Genomic DNA, 14,771 nt, shown 5'->3' with positions numbered 1-14,771 from the left:
TCGGCGCCGCCTTTCGCGGTTACGGTAAACGGGCCGGCCGTTCGGCCCGCGTGCTTCAATTCGCGACAACAATGAAGCGAGCCGCGCTGCCATGAAATCGCGACGCGCCAGAAAAGCGCAAACATCCAAGGGCTGGTCGGCCCTGACCCGGTTGTTACGCCGTTATATCCGTCCCTATTACCGAGCCTTGAGCGCAGTGGTCGTGCTGATGGCCGCGCAGGCGGCGGGCAATCTTTATCTGCCCAATCTCAACGCCGACATCATCGATGACGGTGTGGTCGGCGGGGACCTCGGCTACATCTGGCGCGCCGGTGCCCTGATGCTCGTCATCACCGCGGGCCTGGGCATCGTCGCCGTGCTGGCGGTGTACCTGGCGTCGCGGGTGTCCATGACGGTCGGCGCCGACCTGCGCGCGGCGATCTTCGCCCGGGTGCAGTCGTTCTCGGTCGCCGATCTGCACCGCTTCGGCGTCTCGTCGCTGACCACCCGCACGGTCAACGACGTCCAGCAGCTCCAGGTCTTCCTGCAGCTGTCGCTCACGCTGCTGATCAGCGTCGTCTTCACGATCGGCGGCGCGCTGATCCTGGCGGTCCGGGCCGGGCGGGAGTTGTCGCTGCTGCTCGTGGTGGCACTGCCGGTGCTGGTCGCGATCATCGCGGTCACCCTGGTGGTCCTGCTCCCGCTGTTCCGCGCGGTGCAGGTGAAGACCGACCGGCTCAATCAGGTCCTGCGGGAACAGATCTCCGGGGTCCGGGTGACGCGTGCGTTCGGCCGCACCGACGCCGAGCGGGTCCGCTTCGGCGCCGTCAACGAGGACATCACCGCGACCGGGCTACGGGCCAACCGGGTCTTCGCGCTGGTCCTCCCGGTGATCTTCGGGATCGTCAACGTGTCCAGCGTGGGGGTCGTCTGGTTCGGCGGCCGGCTGGTCAGCGACGGCACGATGGAGATCGGCAGCATGACGGCGTTCCTGATCTACATCCTGCAGATCCTGACGTACATCGTCGTCGCGGTGACCGTGATCGTGCTGATCCCGCGCGCCGCCGCCGCCGCGAACCGGATCGAGCAGATCCTCACGGTCATGCCGTCGAGCGCCGGGCCCCCGCGCGCGGCACCCGCGTCCACGCAGGCCGGCAAGGTCGAGTTCCAGCAGGTCAGTTTCCGCTATCCGGGCAGCGAACGTCCGGTGGTGAGCGATCTGACGCTGACGTTCCGGCCGGGGCAGACCAGTGCGGTCATCGGGGGCACCGGCAGCGGTAAGACCACGCTGCTCAACCTGATCCCGCGGTTCATCGACGCGACGGACGGCACGGTGCTCGTACACGGGCTCGGCGTTCCTGAGCAGTCCGTCGACGACCTGAGAGCGAGCATCGGCCTGGTGCCGCAGACGGCCCTGCTGTTCGCCGGGACCGTGGCCGGCAACCTGCGGTTCGGCCGTCCCGAGGCCACGGACGACGAGCTGTGGCGCGCGCTGGAGACCGCCCAGGCCCGCGATTTTGTCGCCGCCCTGCCCGGCGGGCTGGACGCACCCGTCGAACGGGGCGGCGCGAACCTGTCAGGTGGCCAGCGGCAGCGGTTGTCCATCGCGCGCGCCCTGGTCCGGCGGCCGTGGCTCTACCTGTTCGACGACTGCTTCTCCGCCCTGGACGCTGCCACCGACGCCCGGCTGCGCGCGGAGCTGCGGGCCGAGACGCGGGGCGCCACCGTGGTGATCGTCGCCCAGCGGGCCAGCACGATCATGCACGCCGACCAGATCGTCGTGCTCGAGTCCGGACGGATCGCCGGTGTCGGCACCCATGAGCGGCTGCTGACCGGCTGCCGGGCGTACCAGGAGATCATCGCTTCCCAGCTCGGCGAAGGGGCCGCGGCATGACCCAGTCCACCCCGCCTCGCCGGTCGGCACTGCCGCGCCTGGCGGCGCGGCTCCGGCCGCAACGGTCGCGGCTGCTGCTCGTGGTCGTGCTCACCATCGCGTCGGTCGGCACCCTGGTCGCCGGGCCGTGGATCCTCGGCCTGGCCACCGACGTGCTGCTCAGCGGTCTGATCGGCAGGGAGCTGCCGGAGATCGGTGGCCGCGACCAGGCCGTGGCCGACCTGCGCGCGCAGGGCCACGACCGGCTGGCCGACATGCTCTCGACCATGAACGTCACCCCGACCCACGGCGTCGATCTCGACCACCTCGGGCGGCTTCTGCTCCTGGCCACGGCGGTGTTTGTGCTGAGCGCCGTGTTCAGCTGGATCCAGGGCTTCCTGATGGCGGGGATCACTCAGCGCACCATCCACGGGCTGCGCCGCTCGGTCGAGGAGAAGATGGGCCGGCTGCCGCTGCGGTACTTCGACCGGAACCCGCACGGCGAGATCCTCAGCCGGACCACCAACGACGTCGACAACATCAACGTCGCCCTGCAGGAGGTGCTCGGTCAGCTGCCGACGGCGGTGCTCACCGTGCTCGGGGTGCTGGTGGTCATGTTCTGGATCTCCCCGCTGCTCGCCGCCGTCTCCCTGATCACCGTGCCGCTGCTGATGGTGGCGCTGGCCGTCTTCGGTAAACGGTCCAAGCCGCATTTCACGGCGCAGTGGGAGCACACCGGTCATCTGACGGCGCTGGCCGAGGAGACGTATTCCGGCCACGCTCTCATGCTTGCTTTCGGCCGCCGGGCGACGGTGATCGAAAGTTTCGGCGAACGTAATGAGAAGCTGCGCCGGGCCAGCTTCTACGCCCAATTCTTCTCCGGGCTGATTCTGCCCGCCGTCCTGCTCATCGGCAATTTGAATTATGTGACGATCGCGGTGCTGGGCGGTTATCAGGTCGCCACCGGCGTCGTCTCGCTGGGCTCGGTGCAGGCGTTCATCCAGTATTCGCGCCGGTTCACCACCCCGATCACCCAGATCGCCGGGCAGCTGGGCCTGATCCAGTCGGGCCTCGCCAGCGCGGAGCGCGTCTTCGAGTTCCTGGACGCCCCCGAGGAGAGCACCACCACGACGACCGTGACCCGCACGGGGAAGACGGCCGGCCGGATCGAGCTGCGCAACGTGTCCTTCAGGTACGAGCCCGGTGCTCCCCTGATCGAGGACCTGACCCTCGATGTGGCACCGGGGCAGAAGGTCGCCATCGTCGGCCCGACCGGAAGCGGCAAGACCACGCTGGTGAACCTGCTCATGCGCTTCTACGAGATCGACGACGGTCAGATCCTGCTGGACGGCACCGACTACCGCGACCTGAGCCGCGACGAGGTGCGCGCCTGTTTCGGCATGGTGCTGCAGGAAACCTGGCTGTTCGGCGGCACGATCCGGGAGAACATCGCCTACGGCCGGCAGGATGTGTCCGATGAGGACGTTCGAGCCGCCGCCAGGGACGCCTTCGTGGACGATTTCGTCCGCACGCTGCCCGACGGGTACGACACCGTGCTCGACGAGGATGCCTCCAGCGTCTCCACCGGGCAGAAGCAGTTGCTCACGATCGCCCGGGCATTCCTCGCCGACCCGGACATCCTGATCCTGGACGAGGCCACGAGCAGCGTCGACACCCGTACGGAGCTGATGATCCAGCAGGCGATGACCCGTCTCTGTGCGGGCCGGACCAGTTTTGTCATCGCGCACCGCCTGTCGACCGTCCGCGACGCCGACACGATCGTCGTCATCGACGCCGGCCGGGTGACCGAGCAGGGTTCCCACGTGGAGCTGCTGGCACGCCGGAGCTTCTACCACCATCTCTACAACAGCCAGTTCGCCGCCACGTCCTGACACCGGGTCCGCCCCGCACGCGGCTGTGCCCCTCGCCGATCCCGGCAAGGGGCACAGTTTTCGTGGTGCGGTGGAGACGGTTCACATGGCGACGTCGGTCATCTTCGCTACCTCGTTCGCGAAGCTCGACCACTCGGCCGCGCACTTGCGGGCCAGATCGGCCACCATGTAGGCGGAATGCGAGGGTACGGTCGGGGCGACCTGGTTCCACGTCGGCAGCGTCGAGGAGACCGTCGACAGCCAGCGCAGCAGTTTGCGGCCGTTGTCGGTGAACCTCAGCGAGGGATCGCGGATCAGGCTGTTGAGCAGCTCGGGTACTTCAGGGATCTGCTCGTCGGCTTCGAATCCGGGGAAGCGGCTGTTACCGGCCAACCGCGGCGAGGTGTTCCTCGCTCCGGTCAGGATGGTGACGTGCTGGCCGGAGCAGGCGGGATCGCCGGCTGCTCCCGCGGTGCATTCGTGCTGATGGTCGGCGGTCGCGCCGGGTTCGTGCAGTCCTTCGGCCTGCGCTGCCGCGAGCCGTCTGTTCGTGCGTTGCATCGGTGGCAGCGGATCCTCGCCGTGCTGCATCCGCTCCCGGACATCGCGGGCCGTGCCCAGTGAGACACCGGCCCGGCGGGCGATCTCCCGCAGCGACGCGTCGGGTTGTTCGGTGACGACCCGGCTCGCCGCCAGCCGGCCCGCCGCCGCGTCGGTGGGGCGCACGCGGCCGTCCCGGCCGACCCGGGCGGCCACCGCCTTGGGTTCACCGCATTCCTTGCGCAGGGCCCGGATGGTCCCCGCGGAAAGACCGGACACCGAGGCGATCAGCCGGTCGGACCAGGTCGAGTGCAGGGAGATGATGCGCCGGGCCGCGGCGGTCCGGTCCGCCCGGGTGAGCGGGAGCCCGTGGCCGACGTTGAGCTGCACGGCCAGGACGAACGCGTCCTCGTCGGAGCCGTCGAAAAAACGGACGTTGATGGTCTCGTGTCCACGCGTCACGGCTGCCTGAAGGCGATGCATACCATCGATCACGCGCATGGTCTGGCGGTGTACGGTGATGGGCGGCAGCTGGCCGTCGGTGGCCGCCAGCAGGCGGACGTGCTCGGCATCCTCTCCGGTCAGTCGCGGCGAGTCCGCGGGGAGCAGCACGCTGATCGATACGCACTCAACCGTCGCGCTCTCCGCGTCCCAGGCGAACTGTGGTGCCTCGTTCTTGGCGGTGTCGCGTGCGGGGCGGGTTTCGATCAATGGCAAACTCCCGTTGCCCTTGCTCATTCGATTCGATCCCCCGTGTCGCTTCACGAATGTGGACATAGCCTTTTCCCTACCGCTTATTAAAGGCTGGTAAATTTTTCTCCTGCGAGAGCCCAGGAGGGGCGGTCGGGGGAAACCCTAGCAAGGCATATCTACTGTGGTCAACATCCCAGTGACAGCTTTGATCTTCATTTGAGCTGTTCAGCAGGCATCTCACAGGAATTGATCGGCCGTGAAGTGAAAATACGACGTCACTGTGGTTGCGCGGTCGTGTCAGGGGCATTGTTTTCCGTCAGAAAAGGCAGGTCATGGCGGTCGGCGCTCGGCGGGGTAACGGGTGGCTGGGCAAATCGGGCATTGCGGTGTGCGCGAACCGCGCGCTCTGCGGAATCGCTTCGACCGGTCTGTCTCTTTGTCGCATTTCGTTATTTAATGGCAGCACTGCCGATGTCCTCCAACTTGTACCTTTTAGGGTGTTCAACCTCGGTCCATCGACGCACTTCGCGTAGTTGTGCAGATGCTCAAAGTGAGGTTTGCTGCCTCGGCTGGGTAGCAACGGCCGTGTTCAACCGAATTGGACTACTCAGTTGAACGTTGAACCAGCCCCGCGTCACGAGTTGTAGCGTGGCAGTCGCCGCCGCTGCCGGCCTCCCCACGAGGGCGGGCGCGCAGCCCGGCTGCGAGAAATTCAGGCTGCGCGTGAAAAGCCTTTCGCATTCCACCGACCGTTGCATCGGTGCAACGGGAGTAGTTGCAGCTCGCGCCGGCGTTAAATACCAGGCTTGTCCCGCCTATCGGGGCCGCCCGCGCACCCGAGAATTGCCGGTCGGAGTCCGCAGCGGTGACTCCGGCGGCGGATGACGTATATCCGGAGGGCGTTATGGCAGCGATCAAAGTCTTTCTATCCGGGGGTCCCGGGCACTTCCCCGAAGAGCATCGCGTCCAGGTGATCGATTCGCTGGAGAGCAGTTACAAGTGTCAGTTCGGGGCGGGCTACGAGCACTTCCGGCACGCCGGCGACTACGTGAGCGTCGAGGGGGAGCGCCTGCCGGTCCTGCTGTGGCACACCCGTACTTTTATCGCTGAGTAATAAGGGCACGATCGACCGGGGTGCGGGCAGACTTGCGGCGTGGGCGTCCGGTGAGCTTTCGCCGGGTGCCCTGCGCCGGATAACGGCCGACCGTTGACCCATGGCGGCCGTTTCGCCGTCACCGAACGCACGGTGCCCGGCCTGCCCGGTGACCCCGGTGTCTCCCTGCTGATCTGTACGCCGATCGGCGTACCCGGGCCCCGCCCGGCGATCTACCACACCCACGGCGGCGGCATGTTCACCGGCGATCACCGCATCGGCCTGGGCGACCTGCTCGGCACCGCCGACCGGTTCGGCGCCACCCTGCTCTCGGTCGGATATCGGCTCGCCCCCGAAAACCCTTACCCCGCACCGATCGACGACGTCTACGCCGGTCTGCTCTGGACCGCGGAGCACGGCGATGAACTCGGCATCGACCCGCAGCGCATCATCGCCGCGGGCACGAGCGCCGGCGGTGGGCTGACCGCCGCCCTTGCCCTGCGGGTCCGTGATCAGGGCGGCCCCCGGCTGCTCGGGCAATGGCTGATGTGCCCGATGCTCGACGACCGCAACAACAGCGGATCGGTACGCCAGATGGCCGGCCGCGACATCTGGGACGCCACCTGGAACGGCGTCGGCTGGACCGCCCTGCTCGGCGACGCCCGCGGTGGCCCGGATGTCCCGCCCTACGCGGCACCCGCCCGTGCCACCGATCTCTCCGGACTCCCGTCCGCGTTCACCGACGCAGGCTCCGCCGAATCCCTGCGGGACGAGGCCATGGCCTATGCCGCCCGCATCTGGCAGGCCGGCGGCCAGGCCGAACTGCACATCTGGTCCGGCGGCTACCACGTCTTCGACTGGACCGCCCCGGACGCCCGCGTCAGCCGGGCCGCCCGCGAAGCCCGCATCTCCTGGCTCGATCGCCTCCTGGCCACGGACTGAAGCGGGCTATCTGTCACTGGCTAAATTTATATAGACAGTAACTGCTGATGATGGCATGCTCGGCGGCATGGAGCTCGACGAGCACTGGATGCTCGCTGTTCAGGATGCGTTTGCGCTGGCCAATGCGGTCGGCCCGGCCTTTGCGCACGGGAAACCGCTCCCTTCGGAGCCGACTCGGTCTCTGCCCGAGGTGGCGGTCCTCGGCGACACGGGTCGCGAGCTGTGGATGATTCTGCGTGCCGTGGCCGCCGGGGATACGGCGGCCGCGGCGGAGCGGTTGAACGCTCTGCTGGACCTGATGGACGCCCGCCCGCGGATGGCGCGGCGCGGGCCGGGCGGCTTCTGGCACCTGCAGTTCGTCTCGTCCACCGGCGGCGAGAGCACCCACCTGGTCATCGCTACGGGGATGCTGCTCGGCAGCGGGGATTTCGTCCGGATCAAGGGGTGCCAGGCGCCCCGGTGCGAGCGGGTCTTCCTCGACAGCACCAGGAACAGGAGCCAGCAGTTCTGCTCGACCCGGTGCCAGGACCGGGTGAAGACGGCCTCGCTGCGGGAGCGGCGCAGGGCGCGGGAGGACACACCCTCGTGACCGTCATCGACGGGCCGCTGCTGCGAAACGCGCCGTTCCTGCGGCTCTGGACCGGCACCGCGGCCTCGGGGCTGGCGACCTGGGCACTGCCCTTCCTGCTCGGGCTCGCCGTGCTCGACCATACGCTGACGGCTACGCAGCTCGGGTTGCTGCTTGCCGTGCGCATCGTGGGGTTTGTCGGTGCCGTTCCGGTGGGTGGGGTGCTGGCCGATCGGTATTCCCGGCGCGGGGTGGTGCTGTGGTCGGGGTTGATGGCGAGCGGGGCGGCTCCCGTGGCCGCGTGGGGGCTGGGGCATTCGCTGGTGCTGGCGGCTGTTGCGGTTGCTGTGACGGGGGTCGGGCAGGGGGCGTGCCGGCCGGCTTTTCAGGCGTTGGCCGCCGAGGTTGTTGCGGGGCCGCAGCGGCAGCAGGCCAATGCGGCGATCACGCTTGCCGTGCGGGTGACAACGTTGCTTGCTCCGGGGCTGACCGCGCTGCTTGCGGTGGTTGTCAGCATTCCCCTGCTGCTGCTCGGGACCGGGTGTCTGTGGCTGGTGGCGGCGCTGGCCCCGAAAGGCGGCGCCGGGGTGCGGGTGGTGGCCGGCGGGCGGCCGGCGGTGCTGAGCGAGTTCGCCGACGGCGTCAGGGAGGCGCGCCGGCATCCCTGGTTCCTCGCGGGGCTGGGGGCGCTGACGGCGGTGATCGCCACCGGATACTCGGCCACGGGGGTGGCGCTGCCGCTGATCAGTCGCGATCGGTACCACAGCGAGACTGTGCTTGCCGCGGCGCTCACGGCGTACACATTGGGGGCTCTCGGGGGTGCTCTTCTGATCGGGCGCTGGCGGCCGCGGACGCCGGGGTGGTCCGCGCTGGCCGGGCTCTCGCTCTATGGTCTTGTGCCGCTGGGGCTGCTGCTGCCCGTGCACCCGGCGTTCATCGTGGCGACCTACGTGGTGGCCGGGTTCGGCATCGAATTGTTCAACGTGCCGTGGTTCACCGCGACCCAGCGCGAGGTGGATCCGGACCGGCTCGCGCGGGTGTCCTCCCTGGACTTCCTGCTGTCCTACGGCCTCGCGCCCGCCGGTCTCGCGCTCATCGCGCCGGCCATCAACACCTTTGGCATGGGTACGGTGCTCGCGGTCTGCGCCGTGGTCTGTTTCGCCGCACCCGCGGCAGCAGCCCTGGTCCCGTCGTCCCGAGGCTTCACAGGCTCGCCGCCAGACCGTTGAGGATCATCGTGAGGCGGCGGTCGAAGGCGGCGTCGGGCTCCTCCGCGGCGCCGTCCGTCTCGGTGATCATCCGTTTGAGGTGCGGGTGGTCGTCGGACTCGACCAGCTGGACGACAAGCGGTGTCACGTGTTGGCGCCACCCGGCCTCGTCCAGGCCGGTGCGGCGCTGCTCCTCCGCCTCGGCGAGCTCCTCCTGCACGAAGCCCCGGGCGAACTGCAGAGGCGTCAATGCCAGGTCGACCATCGCGCCGATCCCGAGACCGAGATCGGCGACGCAGCCGAGCGCGTGGTCCATGACGTTCTGGAAGTTCGGGCCGAAGCTCGGCCGCTGACCGAGCCCGATGATCCAGGGGTGGCGGTGGTGCAGTCGCCGGTAGTCGTGGATCAGCGCGGACAGCCGGGCGCGCCAGTCGCCGCGGGGGCCGCCGGTCAGGTCGAGCTCGCCGAGGACGTCGTCGTACATGAGCTCGATCAGGTCGGTCTTGTTGCCGACATGCCGGTAGAGCGCCATCGCGCTATGGCCCATGCGCGACCCGATCCGGCGCATGGAGAGCGCGTCGAGACCCTCCTCGTCCGCGATCGCGATCGCCGCCTCGACGATCATCCGGTGGTCGAGGGCGCGGGCCGGCCCGCGCCCCTGGCCCGTCAGGCGGGTCCAGATCACGGGCTGCAGTTCGGGCATCCTGGCTGGCCTTCCGATGCGTGACGGGTCGCTTACACCATATCCGGCCCGGAGGTGCAGTCGTTGACGTGTGGCAGTCGTATACGGTGTAATCGACTGGTCGCGTACTACGTATACGACTGTTGCCAAGGGAAGGAATTGTCATGATCGACGGCACCTGGACACTCACTGTCACGCCTCCTCGCGGCGCTGACCGGCAGGCGATCCTGATCTGCCACACCGCCGGGGACGTTCTCACGGGGACCTTCGACGGCACCGCCATCACGGACGGTCACGCCGACGGGGCGGAGATCCGGTTCAAGGCCGCGATCACGTCGCCGTTCGCGATGACGCTGGAATGCACCGCTGCGATCGACGGCGGCACGATGACCGGAAAGGCGAGGGCCTCGATGATGACCCTGCCGCTCACCGGCGTACGCCGATGAGGTCCGTCGCCATTGTCGGTGCGGGACTGAGCGGTCTGGTGCTCGCCCGGGTCCTGCAACTGCACGGCATCGATTGCACCGTCTACGAATCCGATGGCTCTCCGCAGGGCCGGGGCCAGGGCGGGTCACTCGACATCCACGAGGACGCCGGCCAGCGGGCGCTGCGGGAAGCCGGCCTCTACGACCAGTTCCGCGCGCTCACCCACCCGCAGGGCCAGACGGTCCGGGTTCTCGACAAGGCCGCCACCGCGCTCATCAGCTTCGACCCGGGCGACGACCACGGCACCCGCCCGGAGATCGACCGCGGACAGCTGCGTGGCCTGCTGATCGGCTCTCTCGACCCCGGCCGGATCCAATGGGGACACAGGGTGGTCGAGGCGGTCGCGGGCAGGATCACTTTTGCTGACGGTACGAGCACCGCTGCCGACCTGCTCGTCGGAGCCGACGGGACCTGGTCGCGGATCCGTCCGCTCGTCTCCGGGGCAGCGCCGGAATACAGCGGCATCACCTACGCGGGGCTGCGCATCACCGATGCGGCGCAACGGTACCCGGACTCGGCGGCGCTCACCGGGCCGGGGATGTACTTCGCGCTGTCGGACAACCAGGGCATGATCGGCCACGGCGGCCGGGACATCGAGCTGGGCGTGTCGATGCGCGTGCCCGAGGACTGGCTGGCCACCAGCGGCGTGGACTGGAGCGACCCGCACGCCGCACGCGCCTTCCTGCTGACCCGCTTCGCCGGCTGGGACCCCGGTCTGCTGGACCTGATCCGGCGCAGCGACGACACCATCGCCGCTCGCCAGATCCTCGCCCTGCCGATCGGGCACCGCTGGGAGCGCGTGCCCGGCGTGACCCTGATCGGCGACGCCGGGCACGTCATGTCGCCGTTCGCCGGCGAGGGCGCCAACCTCGCCATGCTCGACGGGCTCGACCTGGCGCTCGCCCTCGTCAGACACGGCGACGACGTCGAGGCCGCCCTCGCCGAGTATGAGACGGCGATGTTCGCCCGCGCCGCGGTCTCGGCCGAGGCCTCAGCCCGGGGCCTCGAGAACTGCTTCGCCCCGGACTCGCCCCGGGGTCTCACGAGCTTCTTCGCCACGATGCTCCAGGAGTAACCACAGCGGACAAAAATGTCACTCTCGGCCTCGACGGCAGAGGTCTTCGTCGACCTGCTCGAAATCCCCGGTGCGCTGCCCGCGCCGGAGTCGAGCTACTGCGACGTGCTCGGCTTTCACCGTCGTCGCCAGGCTCGGGACCTTCTTCCTCGCCGTGGGAGTGGCCGAATTCCGGGCGCTGCTCGTCTTCACCAACCGGTTCAGCCTCGGCGGCAGCGAACCCGCTCCCGAGGACGGCGCCCGGCTGCTCAGCGCCGAACTGGTGCTGTCAGACCCGGGCGAGCTCCGCGCACTGGCGGAGCGGGTCGCCGCGACCGGCTACCCGCACGAGCTCAGTGCGGAGACCTTGACCGTACGCGACCCGTCCTCCGACGTGTTGCGCTTCAGCTGACGGCAAGCAGCAGGTCGGCGTACTTCTCGCGGTCGATCTCCGTGATGTACGCGGGGTGGCGCATGGCGGTTCCGAGGTCGCGCCAGATGCGCTGGGCCGGGTCGGACTCGGCGAACCGGCTCGCGCCGCCGACGTCGAGCAGTTTGTCAGCCGCCCGGCGGATCTGGCGTGCGGCGAAACCGTTGTCCATCCGGATGCGGGCGTCGGCGAGCGGGGTCAGCCGTTCGCCGGCGCGGGCTGCCCGGTCGACCAGGCGGGCGGAGCGCGCGGCCTGCAGGATGGCACTGTCGATCAGCATGGCCGCGTCGGCGACATTCGACCGTACGCCGGGAGCGTCGATCGCCCGCGCGTAGGGCCCGGATTTGAGGGGCCGTCCGGCGGTCAGGGTCGCCACGATGTGGTCGTAGAGCGCCATGCCCATGCCGAGGACGGGCGCGGAGAGCGTACCCATCAGGCCTTGAGGTCGTGGCAGGTCGGTGGCGAAGCCGGCATGCTGAGACATCAGCAGGACCTGGTCCTGGGGCACGAAGACGTCGGCGGCGACCAGTGTGTCGCTGCCCGTGCCGCGCATCCCGGCCATGTGCCAGGTTTCCTCGATGGACAGCTCGCCGACCGGGACCAGGGCGAAACCGCGGTCGTCGCCGGCGGTGACGTCGAGGATCGCCCAGGTCGCGTGGTGCGCGCCGGACGCCCAGCCCCAGCGGCCCTTGAGCACGTACCCGCCGTCGGCGGGCCGGGCCGGCACGGCGCCGCCGGACGCACCGCACACCGTGGCGTCCGGGTCGTTGGCCCAGACGCGGCGGCGTACCTCGTCGGGGAACATCCAGACGGCGAGGCCGCCGCTGTAGAACACCGTCAGCACCCAGCCGGCCGAGGAGCAGCCGCGTGCGAGCTCGGCCGCGATGGCGGTGACCGCGGCCGCGCCGGCCTGCGCCCCGCCGTAGATCCGCGGCGTGGCCAGGCGCAACAGGCCCGCCTTGTGCATCGCGGTGAGGTCCTCGGCGGGCAGCGTCTCCGTGCGGTCCGCGACGCCCGCGTTCGCGCTGAGGATCGGCACCAGCGCGGACGCGGCCGCCACGAGCTCGGCCTCCTCGATGGGCAGATCGGCGGTAAACGGGTCGAGCCGGTCGATAATTTCCATCGGGGCAGCCTCGCAGGACCGGATCGGCGCAACCAGACCGGCGCGGGAGGGGTGCCACGAGGGCCACCCTCACCAGCCGTCGTATCGTCATGACATGGCGGACAATCCGGTCGGTGAATACCTGCGGGCCCGGCGTGAGCAGGTGCAGCCCGAGGACGTGGGCATCGCGGTCAACGGCCACCGCCGGGTGCCTGGCCTGCGCCGCGACGAGCTGGCCGTCCTCGCCGGGATCAGCACCGAGTACTACACCCGCCTCGAGCAGGGCCGCGACCGTAACCCGTCGGCACGGGTCCTCGACGCGATCGCCGACGCGCTCGGGCTCGCCCGCGAGGCCACCACCCACCTGCACGACCTCGCCGGCCCGGCACCCCGCCGGCGGCAGGCACCCCGGAGCACCGAACGGGTCCGCGCCGGCGTCGTGCGGCTGATCGAGTCCTGGCCGGCGACACCCGCCTTCGTCCAGGGCCGGTATTTCGATGTTCTGGCGGCCAACCGGCTGGCGTTCGCGGTGTCCCCGCTCTACCGGCCCGGCACCAACCTGCTGCGCGCTGTCCTGCACGACCCGGCCGTGGTGGGGCTCGAGGCGGAGGAACTGGTCCGCACGGTGGTGGCCACCCTGCGGACCGCCGCCGGCGGGGACCTGGGCGATCCGCGGCTGCTCGAGCTCGTCGCCGAGTTCTCCGCGAGCAGTGAGCTGTTCCGCCGCTTCTGGGACCGCCACGACGTACGCCCCCAGCCCAGCAGCGGCATCCATCACCTGCACCACCCGCTGGTCGGCGATCTCGACCTGCACTACGACAAGTTCCAGGTCGCCGGCGCGGAAGGCCAGACCCTCGTCGTCTACCAGGCCGAGCCCGGCTCCCGTTCCGCCAGGGCACTCGCCCTGCTGGTCTCGCCCGAGGAGGCTGTCCGGCCCGGTGCCGGATAACGCTTTTCCGCGCGGATCGGGCAAGGTCTGACCTGACGGGTCCTTCCCCGGGGACGGACGGGCTTTCCCGGCTCCGGGGTCTCACGGTTCACGGCTTTACGTACTTACCCTTTCGACGGTGTTGTTGAGGCTGTCGCAGGGGAGTGGTCGTGTCTCGAGGTAGAACCGGCGCGGGGATCGCTGTCGCTGTCATCGTCGCGGCGGGCCTGGCGTCCTGCTCCGGCTCGGCGACCAGTTCCGCGCCGTCGGACGCGGCGGTTGGTGCTTCCGCGTACGCGGAGCCATCGGTTGTGCCTTCTGTTCTGCCCTCGGCCGCAGTCTCAACGATGCCCAGCACTTCGCCTTCCCCATCGGTGAAGCCGAAGCCGAAGCCGAAACCGACACCCGAGGCGGAAGCCGTCAACGGCTGGATCCCGGTCGGCGACGCGTGGCGCAAGCAGGTCGCCGCGTTCAAGGCGACGAAGGCCGACCCGCCTCCGGCCGACGCCGGCAACCTCCCCGAATTCCGGGCCGACTGCAAGTACAGCCACCGGCTCGCGGACGACCCGATCGTGTTCCCCGGCCTGCCCGGCGCGTCGCACATGCATTCCTTCGTCGGCAACAAGGCCGTCGACGCGGACACCCGGACCGCGGATCTGACGAAGTTCACGGCGACCACGTGCAAGCCGGTCAAGGACCGTTCCGCCTACTGGGTGCCGACGCTCTACGACAACGCGACCAAGAAGCCGGTCGAGACCACGGGTTTCCGCGTCTACTACCGTTCCCTGCAGAACAACTCGGCCGGTCAGATGCCGATGCCGAATGGCTTGCGCATGATCTCCGGCGACGCGAAGAAGAAGGAACCCACCCCGCGTGGCGCGCAGGGCCAGTTCTACTGCGCCTTCTACGGCCCCGGCGACATCGACGGCGTCGCCCGCAGCACCAACGGCAACTGGCCCATCTGCGGCGGCGACGCGACCCTGCACTTCACGCTGCGGTTCCCGGACTGCTGGGACGGCAAGCACCTGGACAGCCCCAACCACAAGGACCATGTGGCGTACGGCTCCGGCAACGCCTGCCCCGCCGACCACCCGGTGAAGATCCCCAGCCTCACCTTCGAGATCCAGTACGGCGTCAAGGGCTCCAAGGCCGGCTACTACCTCTCCTCCGACCCGGCCGGCAAGAGCGCCTCCTCGATGCACGGCGACGCCTTCGTCATGTGGGACGTCAACGCCATGAACCAGCGCACGAAGAACTGCATCGTCCAGCGCCGCACCTGCAACAACGACGGCTACGACCCCTTCTCGTACTGATCGGGGTCA

The 14,771-nt window shown here is 69.2% G+C and carries 14 protein-coding genes; 11 read left to right on the top strand and 3 right to left on the bottom strand.

Going from position 1 to position 14,771, the window contains the following annotated elements; all coding sequences use genetic code 11:
- Positions 1-91: 91 nt before the first annotated feature.
- Both Ahu01nite_RS45755 and Ahu01nite_RS45750 read left to right on the top strand, forming a co-directional pair.
- Positions 92-1,873 (top strand): ABC transporter ATP-binding protein, encoded by a 1,782-nt coding sequence (locus Ahu01nite_RS45755; protein WP_203843041.1) that lies wholly within the window; start codon positions 92-94, stop codon positions 1,871-1,873.
- The gene (locus tag Ahu01nite_RS45750) at positions 1,870-3,744 is read left to right on the top strand and encodes an ABC transporter ATP-binding protein (RefSeq protein WP_203843040.1); all 1,875 of its coding nucleotides are present in this window, start codon (positions 1,870-1,872) and stop codon (positions 3,742-3,744) included. Before Ahu01nite_RS45755 ends, Ahu01nite_RS45750 begins: the two co-directional genes overlap by 4 nt.
- A gap of 81 nt (positions 3,745-3,825) precedes the next feature.
- Here Ahu01nite_RS45750 and Ahu01nite_RS45745 read toward each other — a convergent pair whose 3' ends face one another.
- Positions 3,826-5,001: a ParB/RepB/Spo0J family partition protein gene (locus Ahu01nite_RS45745; RefSeq protein ID WP_203843039.1), complete on the bottom strand. Its 1,176-nt coding sequence runs from the start codon at positions 4,999-5,001 to the stop codon at positions 3,826-3,828.
- Between the two features lie 859 nt (positions 5,002-5,860).
- On the opposite strand from Ahu01nite_RS45745, the gene Ahu01nite_RS45740 reads away from it, so the two are divergent.
- The 4 genes from Ahu01nite_RS45740 to Ahu01nite_RS45725 all read left to right on the top strand — a co-directional run bounded on the left by Ahu01nite_RS45740 (position 5,861) and on the right by Ahu01nite_RS45725 (position 8,788).
- Complete coding sequence (locus Ahu01nite_RS45740) at positions 5,861-6,070, top strand: DUF5988 family protein (RefSeq protein WP_203843038.1); 210 nt, start codon at positions 5,861-5,863, stop codon at positions 6,068-6,070.
- Between the two features lie 93 nt (positions 6,071-6,163).
- Positions 6,164-6,991, top strand: a complete 828-nt coding sequence (locus Ahu01nite_RS45735) for an alpha/beta hydrolase (protein WP_203843037.1) — start codon at positions 6,164-6,166, stop codon at positions 6,989-6,991.
- A 67-nt stretch (positions 6,992-7,058) separates the two neighbouring features.
- Complete coding sequence (locus Ahu01nite_RS45730) at positions 7,059-7,580, top strand: CGNR zinc finger domain-containing protein (RefSeq protein ID WP_203843036.1); 522 nt, start codon at positions 7,059-7,061, stop codon at positions 7,578-7,580.
- Positions 7,577-8,788: an MFS transporter gene (locus Ahu01nite_RS45725; RefSeq protein ID WP_203843035.1), complete on the top strand. Its 1,212-nt coding sequence runs from the start codon at positions 7,577-7,579 to the stop codon at positions 8,786-8,788. Before Ahu01nite_RS45730 ends, Ahu01nite_RS45725 begins: the two co-directional genes overlap by 4 nt.
- Here Ahu01nite_RS45725 and Ahu01nite_RS45720 read toward each other — a convergent pair.
- A complete protein-coding gene (locus Ahu01nite_RS45720; RefSeq protein ID WP_203843034.1) occupies positions 8,763-9,470 on the bottom strand; it encodes a TetR/AcrR family transcriptional regulator in 708 nt (235 codons plus the stop codon). The two genes, Ahu01nite_RS45725 and Ahu01nite_RS45720, sit on opposite strands and share 26 nt — an antisense overlap.
- 143 nt (positions 9,471-9,613) lie before the next feature.
- Between Ahu01nite_RS45720 and Ahu01nite_RS45715 the strand changes: the two genes are divergently transcribed.
- The 3 genes from Ahu01nite_RS45715 (at position 9,614) to Ahu01nite_RS45705 (ending at position 11,401) form a co-directional block, all read left to right on the top strand.
- Positions 9,614-9,895 carry a hypothetical protein gene (locus Ahu01nite_RS45715; RefSeq protein WP_203843033.1) on the top strand — a complete coding sequence of 94 codons (282 nt, stop codon included), beginning with the start codon at positions 9,614-9,616 and terminating at the stop codon, positions 9,893-9,895.
- Positions 9,892-11,010 (top strand): FAD-dependent oxidoreductase, encoded by a 1,119-nt coding sequence (locus Ahu01nite_RS45710; protein WP_203843032.1) that lies wholly within the window; start codon positions 9,892-9,894, stop codon positions 11,008-11,010. Before Ahu01nite_RS45715 ends, Ahu01nite_RS45710 begins: the two co-directional genes overlap by 4 nt.
- A 154-nt stretch (positions 11,011-11,164) precedes the next feature.
- Entirely contained in the window at positions 11,165-11,401 is a 237-nt protein-coding gene (locus Ahu01nite_RS45705; protein ID WP_203843031.1) for a hypothetical protein, read from the top strand.
- Here Ahu01nite_RS45705 and Ahu01nite_RS45700 read toward each other — a convergent pair.
- Positions 11,394-12,542, bottom strand: a complete 1,149-nt coding sequence (locus Ahu01nite_RS45700) for an acyl-CoA dehydrogenase family protein (RefSeq protein ID WP_203843030.1) — start codon at positions 12,540-12,542, stop codon at positions 11,394-11,396. The two genes, Ahu01nite_RS45705 and Ahu01nite_RS45700, sit on opposite strands and share 8 nt — an antisense overlap.
- A gap of 94 nt (positions 12,543-12,636) precedes the next feature.
- Between Ahu01nite_RS45700 and Ahu01nite_RS45695 the strand changes: the two genes are divergently transcribed.
- Together Ahu01nite_RS45695 and Ahu01nite_RS45690 are read left to right on the top strand one after the other, a co-directional pair.
- Positions 12,637-13,470 (top strand): helix-turn-helix domain-containing protein, encoded by an 834-nt coding sequence (locus tag Ahu01nite_RS45695; protein WP_203843029.1) that lies wholly within the window; start codon positions 12,637-12,639, stop codon positions 13,468-13,470.
- Between the two features lie 149 nt (positions 13,471-13,619).
- Positions 13,620-14,762, top strand: coding sequence for a DUF1996 domain-containing protein (locus Ahu01nite_RS45690; protein WP_203843028.1), 1,143 nt, complete (start codon positions 13,620-13,622; stop codon positions 14,760-14,762).
- Positions 14,763-14,771: the final 9 nt, after the last annotated feature.

This window comes from Winogradskya humida (assembly GCF_016862215.1).
GTDB lineage: Bacteria > Actinomycetota > Actinomycetes > Mycobacteriales > Micromonosporaceae > Actinoplanes > Actinoplanes humidus.
Note: the sequence above shows the minus strand (reverse complement) of the source record. Positions and strands in the feature narration are given on the sequence as shown.

Excerpts from the sequence above, each read along its gene's own strand:
- Ahu01nite_RS45755 (WP_203843041.1), top strand. The coding sequence starts at position 92 with ATGAAATCGCGACGCGCCAGAAAAGCGCAAACATCCAAGGGCTGGTCG.
- Ahu01nite_RS45750 (WP_203843040.1), top strand. The coding sequence starts at position 1,870 with ATGACCCAGTCCACCCCGCCTCGCCGGTCGGCACTGCCGCGCCTGGCG.
- Ahu01nite_RS45745 (WP_203843039.1), bottom strand. The coding sequence starts at position 5,001 with ATGAGCAAGGGCAACGGGAGTTTGCCATTGATCGAAACCCGCCCCGCA.
- Ahu01nite_RS45740 (WP_203843038.1), top strand. The coding sequence starts at position 5,861 with ATGGCAGCGATCAAAGTCTTTCTATCCGGGGGTCCCGGGCACTTCCCC.
- Ahu01nite_RS45730 (WP_203843036.1), top strand. The coding sequence starts at position 7,059 with ATGGAGCTCGACGAGCACTGGATGCTCGCTGTTCAGGATGCGTTTGCG.
- Ahu01nite_RS45720 (WP_203843034.1), bottom strand. The coding sequence starts at position 9,470 with ATGCCCGAACTGCAGCCCGTGATCTGGACCCGCCTGACGGGCCAGGGG.
- Ahu01nite_RS45715 (WP_203843033.1), top strand. The coding sequence starts at position 9,614 with ATGATCGACGGCACCTGGACACTCACTGTCACGCCTCCTCGCGGCGCT.
- Ahu01nite_RS45710 (WP_203843032.1), top strand. The coding sequence starts at position 9,892 with ATGAGGTCCGTCGCCATTGTCGGTGCGGGACTGAGCGGTCTGGTGCTC.
- Ahu01nite_RS45700 (WP_203843030.1), bottom strand. The coding sequence starts at position 12,542 with ATGGAAATTATCGACCGGCTCGACCCGTTTACCGCCGATCTGCCCATC.
- Ahu01nite_RS45695 (WP_203843029.1), top strand. The coding sequence starts at position 12,637 with ATGGCGGACAATCCGGTCGGTGAATACCTGCGGGCCCGGCGTGAGCAG.